The 13,542-nt window shown below is 72.7% G+C and carries 12 protein-coding genes; 2 read left to right on the top strand and 10 right to left on the bottom strand.

Going from position 1 to position 13,542, the window contains the following annotated elements; translation table 11 throughout:
- Positions 1-17: 17 nt before the first annotated feature.
- The 8 genes from PV410_RS23080 to PV410_RS23045 all read right to left on the bottom strand — a co-directional run bounded on the left by PV410_RS23080 (position 18) and on the right by PV410_RS23045 (position 8,945).
- Positions 18-947: a carbohydrate ABC transporter permease gene (locus tag PV410_RS23080; protein ID WP_500327291.1), complete on the bottom strand. Its 930-nt coding sequence runs from the start codon at positions 945-947 to the stop codon at positions 18-20.
- On the bottom strand, positions 944-1,870 hold the full coding sequence (locus PV410_RS23075) for a carbohydrate ABC transporter permease (RefSeq protein WP_500327289.1): 927 nt from the start codon (positions 1,868-1,870) through the stop codon (positions 944-946). The genes PV410_RS23080 and PV410_RS23075 overlap by 4 nt, the downstream gene beginning before the upstream one ends.
- A gap of 125 nt (positions 1,871-1,995) precedes the next feature.
- Complete coding sequence (gene araD / locus PV410_RS23070; protein WP_500327288.1) at positions 1,996-3,720, bottom strand: L-arabinonate dehydratase; 1,725 nt, start codon at positions 3,718-3,720, stop codon at positions 1,996-1,998.
- A 24-nt stretch (positions 3,721-3,744) separates the two neighbouring features.
- Positions 3,745-4,647: a dihydrodipicolinate synthase family protein gene (locus PV410_RS23065; RefSeq protein WP_500327287.1), complete on the bottom strand. Its 903-nt coding sequence runs from the start codon at positions 4,645-4,647 to the stop codon at positions 3,745-3,747.
- 100 nt (positions 4,648-4,747) lie between these two features.
- Complete coding sequence (locus PV410_RS23060) at positions 4,748-5,422, bottom strand: GntR family transcriptional regulator (protein WP_500327286.1); 675 nt, start codon at positions 5,420-5,422, stop codon at positions 4,748-4,750.
- A 349-nt stretch (positions 5,423-5,771) separates the two neighbouring features.
- Positions 5,772-6,482, bottom strand: a complete 711-nt coding sequence (locus tag PV410_RS23055; RefSeq protein ID WP_500327285.1) for an HAD family hydrolase — start codon at positions 6,480-6,482, stop codon at positions 5,772-5,774.
- A gap of 298 nt (positions 6,483-6,780) precedes the next feature.
- Positions 6,781-7,968 (bottom strand): hypothetical protein, encoded by a 1,188-nt coding sequence (locus PV410_RS23050; protein ID WP_500327284.1) that lies wholly within the window; start codon positions 7,966-7,968, stop codon positions 6,781-6,783.
- A 41-nt stretch (positions 7,969-8,009) separates the two neighbouring features.
- A complete protein-coding gene (locus PV410_RS23045; RefSeq protein WP_500327282.1) occupies positions 8,010-8,945 on the bottom strand; it encodes a 5-dehydro-4-deoxyglucarate dehydratase in 936 nt (311 codons plus the stop codon).
- Positions 8,946-9,154: 209 nt separating this feature from the next.
- Between PV410_RS23045 and PV410_RS23040 the strand changes: the two genes are divergently transcribed.
- Positions 9,155-9,964 carry an NAD-dependent epimerase/dehydratase family protein gene (locus PV410_RS23040; RefSeq protein ID WP_500327281.1) on the top strand — a complete coding sequence of 270 codons (810 nt, stop codon included), beginning with the start codon at positions 9,155-9,157 and terminating at the stop codon, positions 9,962-9,964.
- An 11-nt stretch (positions 9,965-9,975) separates the two neighbouring features.
- On the opposite strand, the gene PV410_RS23035 is transcribed toward PV410_RS23040, so the two are convergent.
- Positions 9,976-10,707, bottom strand: a complete 732-nt coding sequence (locus PV410_RS23035; protein ID WP_500327279.1) for an SDR family NAD(P)-dependent oxidoreductase — start codon at positions 10,705-10,707, stop codon at positions 9,976-9,978.
- Positions 10,708-10,772: 65 nt separating this feature from the next.
- On the opposite strand from PV410_RS23035, the gene PV410_RS23030 reads away from it, so the two are divergent.
- A complete protein-coding gene (locus PV410_RS23030) occupies positions 10,773-11,990 on the top strand; it encodes a TerD family protein (RefSeq protein ID WP_500327421.1) in 1,218 nt (405 codons plus the stop codon).
- 68 nt (positions 11,991-12,058) lie between these two features.
- Here the strand turns inward: PV410_RS23030 and PV410_RS23025 are convergent, their stop codons facing one another.
- Positions 12,059-13,525 carry an alkaline phosphatase PhoX gene (locus tag PV410_RS23025; protein ID WP_500327277.1) on the bottom strand — a complete coding sequence of 489 codons (1,467 nt, stop codon included), beginning with the start codon at positions 13,523-13,525 and terminating at the stop codon, positions 12,059-12,061.
- Between the last annotated feature and the right edge of the window lie 17 nt (positions 13,526-13,542).

Here is a 13,542-nt window from a genome sequence, read left to right as displayed (position 1 = left end):
GGGTGGCGGGACGGGCGTCAGCCCTTCACCGCACCCGCGCTGAAGCCGGTGACCAGCCACTTCTGGATGAAGGCGAAGACGATGACGACGGGCACCGCGGCCACGACGCCGCCCGCGGCGAGCGTTCCGAGCTCGACGCTCTCGCCGGAGCCGATGGTGTAGCTGAGGCCGACGGGGATCGTGTACTTCTCCTGCGTGCTGAGGAACATCAGCGAGAAGAGGAAGTGGTTCCAGCTGTGCACGAAGGCGAAGGAGCCCACCGCGACCAGCCCCGGCCGCAGCAGCGGCAGCACCACCGCGCAGAAGGCCCGGATCCGGCCGCAGCCGTCGACCCAGGCGGCCTCCTCCAGCGACACCGGGACGTTCCTGATGAAGCCGCTGATGAGGATGATCGACAGCGGCAGCTGGAAGACCGTCTCGGCGACGATGACGCTCCACAGGGAGTCGATCATGCGCAGTTCGCTGAAGATCTGGAAGAGCGGCACCAGCATGAGCGCGCCCGGGATGAACTGCGAGCACAGCAGGGCGAGCAGGAAGGCGCGCTTGGCGCGGAAGTCGAAACGGGCCAGCGCGTAACCGCCGAGCAGGGCGATCACGGTGGTCATCACGAGCGTGGCCACGCCGATGAGCAGGCTGTTCTTGAAGAACACCGCGAAACCGAGGTCGTTCCACACCTTCGAGAAGTGCGCGGTGGTGGCCGGCCACGGCACCAGCGAGGTGGACCCCGAGGGGCGCAGCGCGAACAGCAGCATCCAGTAGAAGGGGACGAGCGTGAACAGCAGGTACAGGCCGAGCGGCAGGTAGATCTGCCAGCGGGGCGCACCCGCGCCGAGCCCCCGGCGCCCGCGGCGCCGCCCGGCACCGCCGCCGTCGTCGTCGTCGGGGCGCGCGGCGGGCGCCACGCGCGGCAGGGGGAGGCCGTTCCTCTCCGGCACGGTGGTCGTCATGTGCGGTCGCCCCCGAACTTGCTCAGACGCAGGTAGACGATGGAGCAGAACAGGAGGATCACGAAGGCGACGGTGGTGAGCGCGGACGCGTAGCCGAAGTCGTGGCCGTCGATGCCGGTGTTGGCCACGTACAGCGGCAGCGTGGTCGTCGAACCGGCGGGACCGCCTCCGGTGAGCGTGTAGAGCAGGTCGACGTTGTTGAACTCCCACACCCCGCGCAGCAGCGTGGACAGCACGATGGCGTCCCGCAGGTGGGGCAGCGTGATGTGGAAGAACCGCCGGAAGCGGCCCGCGCCGTCGACCGAGGCCGCCTCGTACAGCTCGTTCGGGATGGACTGCAGGTCGGCCAGGATGAGGATGGCGAAGAACGGGACCCCGCGCCACAGTTCGGCCAGGACGGCGGCCGGGAAGACGGTGTCGGGGTCGGAGAGCACCGAGGTGCCGTACTCGCCGATGCCGGCGTCCGCCAGGTAGCGGCTGATGCCCGTGGCGGGGTTGTACAGCAGCATCCAGATCGTGGTGGTCAGCACGCCGGAGACGGCCCACGGCGAGAAGACCAGGGCGCGCGCCAGTCCGCGGCCGACGAAGGTCTGGTTGACGACCAGGGCGAGCGCCAGCCCGAGGGCGAGCTGCAGCCCCACCTCCGCGGCGACCCACTTGAGGCTGAAGAGCAGGCTCTGCCAGAACAGCGGGTCGTCGAAGAGGATCCGCTGGAAGTTGCCGAAGCCGGCGAAGCCGTTCCGCCAGGGCTTGGTGACGTTGTGGTCCTGCAGGCTGTAGTAGAGGACGCTGACCATCGGGTAGGCGATGAAGCCCAGCATCAGCAGGACGGCGGGGGCGATCAGGAGGTACGGGGTGCGCCGGGCCGCGCCGGACGGCCGGCGCCGCGAGGGCCGGGGTGGTTTCGCCACGGCTGTGGCCATGACCGGTACTCCTTCGTACGGGTGCGGGGAAAGCGCTTGCCTAGTGGTGCGGGGCCGCCACGGGCGCGGTGGCGGTACGGGCGCGGTGGCGGTACGGGCGGTACGGCGTGGTGCGCGGCGGGGCGTCAGCCCGCGTAGGGCTCCGGCACTTCTCCGGGCCGGGTCAGGAAGCGGAAGTCGCAGCCGGTGTCGGCCTGGGTGATCTGGTCCTGGTACAGCGCGCCGTAGCCGCGTCCGTAGCGGGGCGGCGGCGCCTGCCACTGCGCGCGCCGGCGTTCCAGTTCCGCGTCGTCGACCTCCAGGCGCAGGGTGCGCGCCTGGACGTCCAGGGTGATCGGATCGCCAGTGCGGACGAGGGCGAGCGGCCCGCCCACGTGCGACTCGGGCGCCACGTGCAGCACGCACGCGCCGTAACTCGTGCCGCTCATCCGGGCGTCGGAGATCCGCACCATGTCCCGCACCCCCTTCTTCAGGAGGTGGCCGGGCAGCGGCAGCATCCCGTACTCGGGCATGCCCGGGCCGCCGAGCGGACCGGAGCCGCGCAGCACGAGCACGCTGTCCTCGGTGATGCCGAGCGCCGGGTCGTCGATGGTGCGCTGCAGGGTCCGGTAGTCGTCGAACACCACGGCCGGGCCGGTGTGCTTGAGCAGGTGCGGCTCGGCGGCGATGTGCTTGATGACCGCGCCGTCCGGGCACAGGTTGCCGCGCAGGACGGCGACGCCGCCCTCGGCCGCGAGCGGCCTGTCCAGCGGGCGGATCACGTCCTCGTCGTGGACGAGGGCACCGGCGAGCTGTTCGCGGAGCGTGGCGTGCGCGACGGTCGGCCGGTCGAGGTGCAGGACACCGGCGTCCCGCAGCCGGGTCAGGAACCCCGGGAGGCCGCCGGCGAAGTGGAAGTCCTCCATCAGGTGGCGGCCTCCCGGCCGGAGGTTCGCCAGGACCGGCACCGTGCGGGCGATGCGGTCGAAGTCGTCCAGCGTCAGCGGGACACCGCTGCGCCCGGCCATCGCGATCAGGTGGATCACGGCGTTGGTAGAACCGCCGAGGGCGAGCACCGTGGCCACCGCGTCCTCGTACGCCTCGCGGGTCAGGATCGCCGACGGCCGCAGGTCCTCCCGCACGAGGTCGACGATCCGCATCCCGGAGGCGGCCGCCATGCGGTCGTGCCCGGAGTCGACGGCGGGGATCGACGACGCGCCCGGCACCGTCATCCCCAGCGCCTCCGCCGCCGCGGTCAGCGTGGAGGCGGTGCCCATGGTCATGCAGTGGCCGGGCGAACGGGCCAGCCCGCTCTCCAGCTCGGCCATCTCGCAGTCACCGATGAGGCCGGCCCGCTTGTCGTCCCAGTACTTCCACATGTCGGTGCCGGAGCCGAGCACCTCGGAGCGCCAGTGCCCGGGCAGCATGGGTCCGGCCGGCACGAACACCGCCGGCAGGTCGGCGCTCGCGGCCCCCATCAGCAGCGCCGGGGTGGACTTGTCGCAACCGCCCAGCAGGACCGCCCCGTCCACCGGGTAGGAGCGCAGCAACTCCTCGGTCTCCATCGCGAGCAGGTTGCGGTAGAGCATCGGCGTCGGCTTCTGGTACGTCTCCGACAGCGTCGCGACGGGGAACTCCAGGGGGAAGCCGCCCGCCTGCCACACCCCGCGCTTGACCGCCTGGGCCCGCTCGCGCAGGTGGACGTGGCAGGGGTTGATGTCGCTCCAGGTGTTGACGACCGCGATCACCGGCTTGCCCAGGTGCTCCTCGGGCAGGTAGCCCAGCTGCCGGGTACGGGCCCGGTGGCTGAACGAGCGCAGGCCGTCCGTCCCGTACCACTGGTGGCTGCGGAGCTCTTCCGGCTTCTTCATGGCGGCCCTCCGTCCCGTCCCGGCTCACACGTCCCAGCCGGCGAGCAGCGCGGCCACCCGCTCGCGCCGGCCCCCGGTCAGCAGGCGGCTGGGCGGGCGCACGTCGCGGCGGCACAGTCCCAGCACCGCCAGCGCCTCCTTGACCACCGACACGTTGTTGGCGGACTGCTGTTCGGCCCGCAGGTCCTCGAACTCCCTGATCTGCTCCCACACCTTCATCGCCGCCGCGTAGTCGCCGTCGCGCAGCGCGCGCAGCATCTCCAGGGACACCCGGGGCGCGACGTTGACCAGGCCCGAGGTGAAGCCCCTCGCGCCGACCGCCCAGTACGCGGGGGCGTACAGCTCGGCGAGGCCGGCGACCCAGGTGAAGCGGTCCAGCCCCGCGTCCCGGGCCACCGCCGCGAAGCGGGCGGCGTCCGGCACCGCGTACTTCACCCCGACGACGTTCGGGCACAGCTCGCCGAGGCGCGCGATCAGCCCCCCGTCCAGCGCCGCGTTGCGGACGTACGGGACGACCCCGGTCTCCGGGACGGCCTCCGCGACGGCGCGGTGGTAGTCCACCCAGCCCTCCGGCGACACGTACGGGTGGATCGGCTGGTGCACCATCACCATCTGCGCCCCGGCGTCGCGTGCGTGCCGCGCGGCGGCCACGGCGGTCGGCACGTCGTGGCCGACGCCCACCACGACCTGGGTGTCCGGGTCCGCCTCGGCCATCGTCAGCTCGACGACCAGCCGCCGCTCGGCCGGGTCGAGGGCGTAGAACTCCCCGGTGTTGCCGTTCGGCGTGACCGTCCGCACCCCGCTGTCGAGCAGTCTGCGCAGCAACGCCCGGTACGCGGTGGGCTCCACGCCCCCGTCCGCGCCGAACGGGGTCACCGGGATCGCCACGACATCGGCGAGCGCCGACGACTGCTCTGCGAATGACATGCGGTTGCCCTTCAGCTCGGGTCGCTACGGGATGCCGTGGGGGCGGCATGGGGGGAGCGGGCGCGCGGAGGGCCGTCCCCTCACCCCGCGCGCCCGCGGCTCAGCGGGCCGTTCCTTCGCCGCCGTCCGGGCCCTCGGGGAACGCCCGGGCCACGAAGCTCGCGATGTGGTCGTGGAGCAGCCGCGCCGCGCCGTGCGCGTCCCCGTCGAGGGCACGCGCCAGGATCTCCCGGTGCTCGCGGGCCTCCTGCTCCCACGACGGGGTCTCCTGCCAGACCACCGCCGAGACCAGGGCCGCCTGGTCCCGCACGTCGTCGAGCATCCGGGCCAGCAGGGGGTTGCCGCACGGCGTGTACAGCGCCCGGTGGAACTCCCGGTTGGCGAGCGACCGGTCGGCCCGGTCCCCCGCCTCGTCGGCCCGCGACAGCGCGTCCCGCGCGGCGTCCAGCGGGGCGCGGTGCGTGACGGTACGGCGCAGCGCCTCCGGCTCCAGCAGCAGGCGCACGTCGTACACCTGACGCGCCATCTCCGCGTCCACGGCCCGCACGGTCACGCCCTTGTACTGGCTCATCACGACCAGCCCGGTGCCGGCGAGCGTCTTGAGCGCCTCCCGCACGGGCGTCTTCGACACCCCGAACTGCGCGGCCAGCTCGGCCTCCACGAGTGCCTGACCGGGCTTCAGCTGCCCGGTCAGTATCCCGTGCTTGATCGTTTCCAGCACGACCTGGGTACGGGACGGAATCGGCGTCGGCGCGGTGCCGGCGAGCAGGTCCATGGGGGCTCTTTCGGATCTCACGTAGGGCGTCTCATATATGACGTACGAAGTACGACGCGATGAAAGTAGGGCGGGGGGCGGGGTTCGTCAATGGGCCCGACGCACTTTGTGTGCGGTGCGGTTGTTGTCGTGTGCGGGTTGTTTGCGCCTGCGGCGGGCATCCCCCGCCCGCCCTCCCTCCCCCAGCCTTCGGCCGGGGGGACCCCCACAGGGCTCGCGGTTTACCCCTGCAGTATTCGGCGCCGGGTCCGCCGCTCGTCTCCCCCAGCCTTCGGCCGGGGGGACCCCCATGGGCGCACCCCGCCACACCCCCTCCCGCTGTGTGGGCGACTGACGGCCGGTGGGGGTGTCAGGGGCGCACGTTCCAGGGCAGTCCGCAGGATGCGAGCACGAGGTGCAGGCGTTCGTCGGTGGCCTCGGCGAGAGGGGGGACCAGCAGGGTCGCGATGCCCGCCTCGACCGCCGCACCGTCATAGGCGCAACGGTCCCCGACCATCAGCGCCTCGCCCGGACCCACCGCGAGCTCGTCCAACGCCAGTCGGAAGATGGCGGGATCGGGCTTGCACACACCATGCTCGAAGGACAGCACGAACCGGTCGACGTAACCGTCGAGGCGCGCCTTCTCGAACCACGGGCGGATGTCGAAGTGGACGTCGCTGACCACGGCAACCCGCACCCCGGCGGCCTTGAGCGTCGCAAGTGTCGGCCCCACGTCCACCGCGAAGAGATCGACGTCCGGTTGCGCCAGTTCGGCATACAGGGCGTCCACCAGCGTCTCGTCGATGCCCGCGGCCGAGGCCCAGTGCCTGAACCCGGCCCGGTACGACTCCACGGACACGTCCGCGCCGTTCATGGCCCGTGCCACTTCAGGTTGCCTGATCGCCGCGTCGAGACCAGCGCTGAGCCGCCGCACCTCCGACGGCGAGGCGTCCCGGGCGAGACGCCTCAACGCGCCCTCGATCCACGCCCCACCCTTCGGACCGGCATGGTCAGGACCCCACTTGGGGACGATGAGCGTTCCCACCCAGTCCAGAAGGACGGCCCTCACCTTTTCGACCACCCCGCCGGTATACCGGTGCGCTTATGTCGGCGGAAGGGCACCCCCGTCATTACCACCCTCCGGCCGTCAGTCGCCCACACCGGCAGGAGGGGGTGTGGCGGGGTACGCCCCCGGCCGAAGGCTGGGGGCGTACCCCGGCGCGGCACCGACCCCATACGTACGCAGCGAGGCGGTCACTGACCGCGCCGGATGGGGGTCCCCCCGGCCGAAGGCTGGGGGAGGGCGGGCGGGGGGGGATGCCCGCCGCAGGCGCAACCAACCCGCACACAACAACCCACCCGCACCCGAGGCGCAAGCCTCACCCCACCCCCGCCAAGAACGCCCGCACCCCCGCCAGGTCCCCCGCGGACGCGAGCCCCGCGTGGTAGAGCCGCAGCTCCGTCGCCCCGGCCGCAGCCGCCCGGGAGGCGTCCGCGGTCAGCGTGCCGGGGCTGCCCCCCATTCCCGCGACCACGGGGAAGTTGGCGGCCAGCACGGTGCCCGCCCGTGCGTGCGGCACGCAGGCCGCCACCAGGTCGGCCCCGGGCAGCACGAGCCCGTCCGCATGGTCCAGGACGTACGCCGGGTCGACGCCCACGTTGGCCCCGCAGCGGTGGGCGTGCGGATCCGCGTGCAGCAGCACCTGGAACCCCGGTGCGGCCCCGGCCCGTGCCGCCGCACCCCGTACAGCCTCCACCGCCGCCCGCTGCAACTCCCGCGCGACGGGGCCCCGCCACGCCATCGTCAGCCCCGCGAGGTCCGCCCCGAGCAGCTTCTCGACGTCGGCCCACTCGTCGGGCCCCGGGGTCCACTCCCCCGCCCACACCGGCGCCAGGGCGTCGCGCACGGCCGCGCGCAGTTCGTCCGGGTCCGCGCCCAGCGCGGCGTACCCCGCCGCGCACGTGGGGCAGAAGCACAGGGACATCAGGTACTGCGCGGCCCCGGGCAGCGGCACGCCGCCCGTCTTGTCGTGGGCGTGCAGGTGGGCGAGGCCGTACCAGCCGCAGGACTCCAGTTCCGTACCCTCCGTCCCGGTCCCCGGCCGCACCGCGGCCTCCGCCGCCAGCGTGACGAGGTACTCGCGCACCTCCGGCTGGGCGATGCACGGCGCCCACGGGTAGGGGTCGCCGTAGGCGTTGCGCACGCTCACCCGGGGGTGTTCGTCCCCGAGACGGGAGTTGTGGGCGAGCACGACCCAGGAGTGCACGGCCAGTCCGGCCGCCCGCAGGGCCCGGGCGGCCTCGCCGTAGGCGTCCTCGGCGCCCGCCCAGTCCTGGGTGTACGGCCGCAGGGCGCGCCCCGCCCAGCGCCGCTCGTCCGGCGGGTAGAGCACGGCGGCGTGGCGGGCGGTGACGACGCGGTGCCCGGGATGGCGTGGGGTCAGCGCCCGCGTGGAGTGGTACGCGGAGGCGAGGGTGACCTGCTGCACGCCGAGGCCGGCGATGCGGTCCGCCGCCTCCGGGTCGCCGACGACGTCCCACGGGTAGACGAAGGTGGAGGCTCTCAACGCGGCTCCTGGGGGTGGGGGTTGACGCGGGTCACCGTACGTCAGTCCTCGCCGAGCAGGGCGAGTCCGCGGTCGATGAGTTCGGCCAGTTCCTTGATGTGCGCGGGCGCGGGCTCGGACAGCGGCGGGCGCACCTCGCCGACGTCCAGCCCGCGCAGCCGGACGCCGGCCTTGACCAGGGAGACGGCGTAGCCGCGGCCCTGCTGGCGCAGTTCCACCAGCGGCCGGTAGAAGCCGTCGAGGAGGGCGTTCACGGTGGTGTCGTCGCCGCCGGTCAGGGCGCGGTGGAAGGCGAGGGCGATCTCGGGCGCGAAGCAGAAGACGGCGGAGGAGTAGAGGGTGACGCCGATGCCGCGGTAGGCGAGGCCGGTGAGTTCGGCGGTGGGGAGGCCGTTGAAGTAGCGGAAGTCGCGGTCGGGGACCGTGCTGCGGACGGCGCTGATGATGCGCTGCATCAGGTCGAGGTCGCCGACGCCGTCCTTGAGGCCGATGATGCGCGGGATGCGGGCGAGTTCGGCGACGGTCGCGGGGGTGAGGACGGCGTTGTCGCGCTGGTAGACGATGACGTCGAGCGAGGTGCCCGCGGCGAGCGCCGCGTAGTGCCGCAGCAGTCCGGCCTGGTCGGCGACGACGAGGTAGGGCGGCATGGCGAGCAATCCGTCGGCGCCCGCCTCCTCGGCGAGGCGAGCGAACTGCAGGGCCAGGGCGGTGCCGTAGCCGGCGCCGGCGACGACGGGGACCCGGCCCGCGGACTCCTCGACGGCCGCGGCCACGCAGGCGCGGAACTCCTCGGGCGTCAGCGCGTGGAACTCGCCGGTGCCGCAGCACGCGAAGACCGCCCCGGCTCCGGCCTCGATCCCGCGGCGCACGTGCGCGCGGAAGACCTCCAGGTCAACGGCGCCGTCCGGGCCGAAGGGCGTCACGGGGAAGAACAGCAGGCCGTCGAGGCGCGCGGAGAGTGAGGCGGCATCGGTCATCGGGTTCTCCCTGAAGACTGGCGTCTGTGCGCTCATCTGATCGATGTCTATATTCATGAACGCGTTTACGCTAAGGCAGCACATAAGGAGGGGTCAAGAAAGACAGCCGCAGGTGGTGGAGTCTTGACGCTTCGACAAGCTCTCTTTAGCGTGTCCATGCATATGAATGACATCCACGAACGTGGACGTCCGATCGAGGAGACCTGCGCATGCCCGCTCCCCGCACCGTCCTGCTCACCGGCGCCGCAGGCGGCCTGGGCGCCCTGATGCGCGAGCTGCTGCCGGCCTACGGCTACCGGCTGCGCCTGCTCGACGTGCGGCCCGTCGAGGGCGCGCCCGACGCGATCACCGCGGACCTGGCGGACCGCGCCGCCCTGCGCGAGGCCGTACGCGGGGTCGACGCGATCATCCACCTCGCGGGCATCTCCCTGGAAGCCCCCTTCGAGAAGATCCTGCGCGCCAACATCGAGGGCACCTACCACCTCTACGAGGCCGCCCGCGAGGAGGGCGTGCCGCGGATCGTCTTCGCCTCCAGCAACCACGCCGTGGGCTTCACCCCGCGCCCGGTCGGGGACGACCCTCTCATCCCGGTCGACACCCCGCGCCGCCCCGACACCTTCTACGGCGTGTCCAAGTGCTTCGGCGAGGACCTCGCCCAGCTCTACTGGGACCTGCACGGCCTGGAGACCGTCTCCATCCGCATCGGCTCCTGCTTCCGGGAGCCGACCTCGGTGCGCATGCTGTCGGTCTGGATGAGCCCCGAGGACGGCGCCCGGCTGCTGCACGCCGCCCTCACCGCCGAGGGCGTCGGGCACACCGTGGTCCACGGCAGCTCCGCCAACACCCGGCTGTGGTGGGACCTGTCCTCCGCGCGGGCGCTGGGCTACGAGCCGCAGGACGACTCCGAGCCCTTCGCGGCCAAGCTCATCGCCGAACAGGGCGAACTCGACCCGGACAACCCGGACCACGCGCACCTCGGCGGCCACTTCACCACGCATCCGCCCCTCTGGCCCCACTGACGCGGCGGCCCTCAGCGGCCGCGTTCCGCGCCGCCGTTCACCTGGTGGATCTGCGCGGTGATGTGGGCGGCACCAGGGGAGGCGAGCCAGTGGGCGAGCGAGGCGACGTCCTCGGGGACGCCGACCCGGCCGGTGAGGGTCTGGCCGACGAGGAACGCGCGCCGCTCCTGCGTCATGCGCCCGCCGAAGAACTCGGTGTCGTCGATGAAGCCGGGCGCGATGACGTTGACCGTGATCCCGCGCCCGCCCAGGTCCGCCGCCAGGTCGTAGGCGTACGGGTGCAGGGCGGCCTTGGCGGCGCCGTACGAGCCGGACCCGCCGCCGCGCACCGCGGCGATGGAGCTGAGCAGCAGCACCCGGCCGCCGTCTGCCAGCAGGTCGCGCAGCGCCTCGGTGAGGAGCACGGCGGTCAGCACGTTGGACCGGAAGTTGCCCGTCCACAGTTCGGTGAGCGACGGCTCCCCGCCGCCGAGCGCGACGTTCCCGCCCGCGTTGTTGACCAGGACGTCCACCCGCCCGAAGCGCTCCGCCACGAGCTCGCGGACCCCGGCCGTCCCCGCCTCGTCGGTCAGGTCCGCCGGGACCGCCAGGGCCGATCCGGAACCCAGCCGGGCGACCGCCCCGTCCAGGACGTCCTTGCGCCGTCCGACCAGCACGACCTGGTCCCCGTCGCGGACGAACGCCTCCGCGACGGCCAGGCCGATCCCCGTACCGCCGCCGCTGATGACCACGATGCGTGACACGTGAAAACCCCGTTCGGTAATGGAACCGTAAACCCGGAACGATCGTTAAGCGGAACATGACCGCAATGACACCCGGCTCGAACATCCCGCTCTCCGCGGCACGCGTGGCAGTGGAGGTATCCGCGCCCGTGCGGCTTGATGTGTCGGGCCTCCTGATCGCCGCCGACGGCAAGGTGCGCTCCGACGACGACTTCGTGTTCTACAACCAGCCCGCGGGGCCGGGTGTGACCTACCGGTCCGGCGGCGGCACCTCCCCCGACGCGATCACGGTGGACACGGTGGCCGTGCCCGCCGGCATCGAGAAGATCGTCGTGACGGCGAGCCCCGACGCGCCCGGGGCGACCTTCGCCGGCACCGAGCCGACGGCGACGGTGCGGGACGCCGACAGCGGCGCCGTCCTGGCGACCTTCACCCCGCCCGCCCTGAGCACCGAGACCGCCCTCGTGGTGGTCGAGATCTACCGCCGCTCCGGCGCGTGGAAGGCCCGCGCGGTCGGCCAGGGGTACGCCAACGGGCTGGCGGGCATCGCGACCGACTTCGGCGTGTCCGTCGACGAGCCCGCGGCCGCCGCGCCGCAGACACCGCCCCAGGCGCCGCCCGTGGCTCCCCCGCCGCCCGCGCCCCCGGCCGCCGCCATGACGCCTCCCCCCGCGCCCCCGGCGCCGCCCGTGCCCCCGGCACCCCCCGCCCCACCGGTCGGCACCGGCAAGATCAACCTGGACAAGGGCCGGGTCAACCTCCAGAAGAATCAGACGGTCTCCCTGGTCAAGGGCGGCAAGCCGCTGATGACCTCGGTCCGCATGGGCCTCGGCTGGGAGCCCGCCTACCGCGGCAAGGACATCGACCTGGACGCCTCGGTCATCGCGTACGGGCCGCAGCGCAACCACATCGAGTCCTGCTACTTCGGCCGGCTCACCATCCTGGGCGGGGCGATCCAGCACTCCGGTGACAACCTCACCGGCGAGGGCGCGGGCGACGACGAGGTCATCACCGTCCACCTCGGCGGGCTGCCGCCCGAGGTCACCGGACTGGTCTTCACGGTGAACTCCTTCTCCGGCCAGAAGTTCAACCAGGTGGCCAAGGCCTACTGCCGCCTGCTGGACGGCACGACGGGCGAGGAGCTGGTGCGCTTCGACCTCACCGGCGCCGAGCCCCGCACGGGCGTGATGATGGCCAAGTTCGTCCGCCAGTTCTCCGGCGAGTGGGAGATGACGGCGCTGGGCGACTTCGTCGACTCCCGCACCGTGAAGGGCATGGTCAAGCCCGCCGCGCAGGCGCTCTGAGCGACGCGGGTGCGCCCGGTGGTCCGTGCGGGGCACGGACCACCGGGCGCGGGTGGTGCGGTCGGAGCTCAGCAGGCGCCGCCGTGGCCCTGGCGGCGCCACGGTCCGGTGATGGCCAGCATGATGCCCGGCACCTGGATGTTGGCGAACAGCGTCCTGCCGTCGGGCGAGAAGGTCACACCGGTGAACTCGCTGTACTCCGGCTCCTGCGCGGTGCCGATGTTCAGCTCGTTGCGGGCGATCGGGTAGGTGCGGCCGTCGCCGAGCGCGCCGAACAGGTGCTGCTGGCCCTCGCCGTCCTCGGCGATGACCAGGCCGCCGTAGGGCGAGACGGTGATGTTGTCCGGGCCGTCGAAGGCGCCGTCGACCGACGGGTCGGGGTTGACGCCCAGGAGGACCTTGAGGGTCAGGGTGCGGCGCTTGGGGTCGTAGAACCACACGGCACCGTCGTGGGCCGCGCCCGGGCTCTCCTCGCGGGCGTAGGAGGAGACGACGTACACGCCGCCGTCGCCCCACCACATGCCCTCCAGCTTGCGGGCCCGGGTGACCTCGCCGGCCGCGAACTGCTTGCGGACGGAGGTGGTGGCGGCGTCCCGGTCCGGGACGTCCACCCAGTCCACGCCGTAGACCGTGCCGATCTTCGTGGCACGGGACAGGTCGTCGACGAACCTGCCGCCGGAGTCGAAGCACTTGAAGGCCTGCAGCACACCCGCGTCGGCCTTGAGGGCGCGCAGCTTGCCGCGGCCGTGGTGGAAGCCGGCCGGCGGGGTCCAGCGGAAGAACAGGCCGTTGGGGTTGGAGGCGTCCTCGGTGAGGAAGAGGTGGCCGCGCTTGGGGTCGACGACGACCGCCTCGTGCGCGTAGCGGCCCAGGGCCTTGATCGGCTTGGGGTCGCGGTTGGCCTTGCGGTCGTACGGGTCGACCTCGAAGACGTAGCCGTGGTCCTTCAGGAAGCCGTTCTTGCCGGCCTTGTCCTCGGTCTCCTCGCAGGTCAGCCAGGTGCCCCAGGGGGTGCGGCCGCCCGCGCAGTTGGTGACCGTGCCGGCCACGCCGACCCACTCCACGACGTGGCCGCCGTGCTGGGCGACCTCGACGATGGTCACGCCGCCGGCCGCGCCGGAGTCGTAGACCAGGCCCTCGGTCAGCGGGACCGGGTGCGGCCAGTCGGCGCGGGCGCCGGCCAGCTCGTGGTTGTTGGCGAGCAGCGTGGCGCCGCGCAGGCCCTCGAAGGTAGCGGTGCCGTCGTGGTTGGAGGGGGTCGACTCGCCGGACTCCAGCTTGGTGACGCCGGTCCGGGTGATGACGCGGTACGAGAAGCCCTTGGGCAGGGCCAGAATGCCCTTGGGGTCCTTGATCAGCTCGCCGTAACCCAGCTGGCCGTGGTGCCGGGACGCCCCGGCCTCCGCGGCGGTCGCCGGGGCCTCGGCGGCGAGGGCACCCGGTGCGGTCGCGAGGACGTCGACGGTTCCGGCCAGCGCGACTCCGGCGCCGGTGATCGCCGTGCGCTTGGCGAAGTCTCTACGGGTGAGCGGCATCGTTGTCTCCTGGGGCC

Source organism: Streptomyces sp. PA03-5A, from assembly GCF_033792725.1.
GTDB lineage: Bacteria > Actinomycetota > Actinomycetes > Streptomycetales > Streptomycetaceae > Actinacidiphila.
The sequence above is the reverse complement of the archived record's forward strand: the minus strand, read 5'-3'. Positions and strand labels throughout refer to the sequence as shown.

What these genes read in the sequence shown, in the direction of transcription:
- PV410_RS23080 (WP_500327291.1), bottom strand. Translation starts at nt 947, where the DNA reads ATGACGACCACCGTGCCGGAGAGGAACGGCCTCCCCCTGCCGCGCGTG.
- PV410_RS23075 (WP_500327289.1), bottom strand. Translation starts at nt 1,870, where the DNA reads ATGGCCACAGCCGTGGCGAAACCACCCCGGCCCTCGCGGCGCCGGCCG.
- araD (WP_500327288.1), bottom strand. Translation starts at nt 3,720, where the DNA reads ATGAAGAAGCCGGAAGAGCTCCGCAGCCACCAGTGGTACGGGACGGAC.
- PV410_RS23065 (WP_500327287.1), bottom strand. Translation starts at nt 4,647, where the DNA reads ATGTCATTCGCAGAGCAGTCGTCGGCGCTCGCCGATGTCGTGGCGATC.
- PV410_RS23060 (WP_500327286.1), bottom strand. Translation starts at nt 5,422, where the DNA reads ATGGACCTGCTCGCCGGCACCGCGCCGACGCCGATTCCGTCCCGTACC.
- PV410_RS23045 (WP_500327282.1), bottom strand. Translation starts at nt 8,945, where the DNA reads ATGACCGATGCCGCCTCACTCTCCGCGCGCCTCGACGGCCTGCTGTTC.
- PV410_RS23040 (WP_500327281.1), top strand. Translation starts at nt 9,155, where the DNA reads ATGCCCGCTCCCCGCACCGTCCTGCTCACCGGCGCCGCAGGCGGCCTG.
- PV410_RS23030 (WP_500327421.1), top strand. Translation starts at nt 10,773, where the DNA reads ATGACACCCGGCTCGAACATCCCGCTCTCCGCGGCACGCGTGGCAGTG.
- PV410_RS23025 (WP_500327277.1), bottom strand. Translation starts at nt 13,525, where the DNA reads ATGCCGCTCACCCGTAGAGACTTCGCCAAGCGCACGGCGATCACCGGC.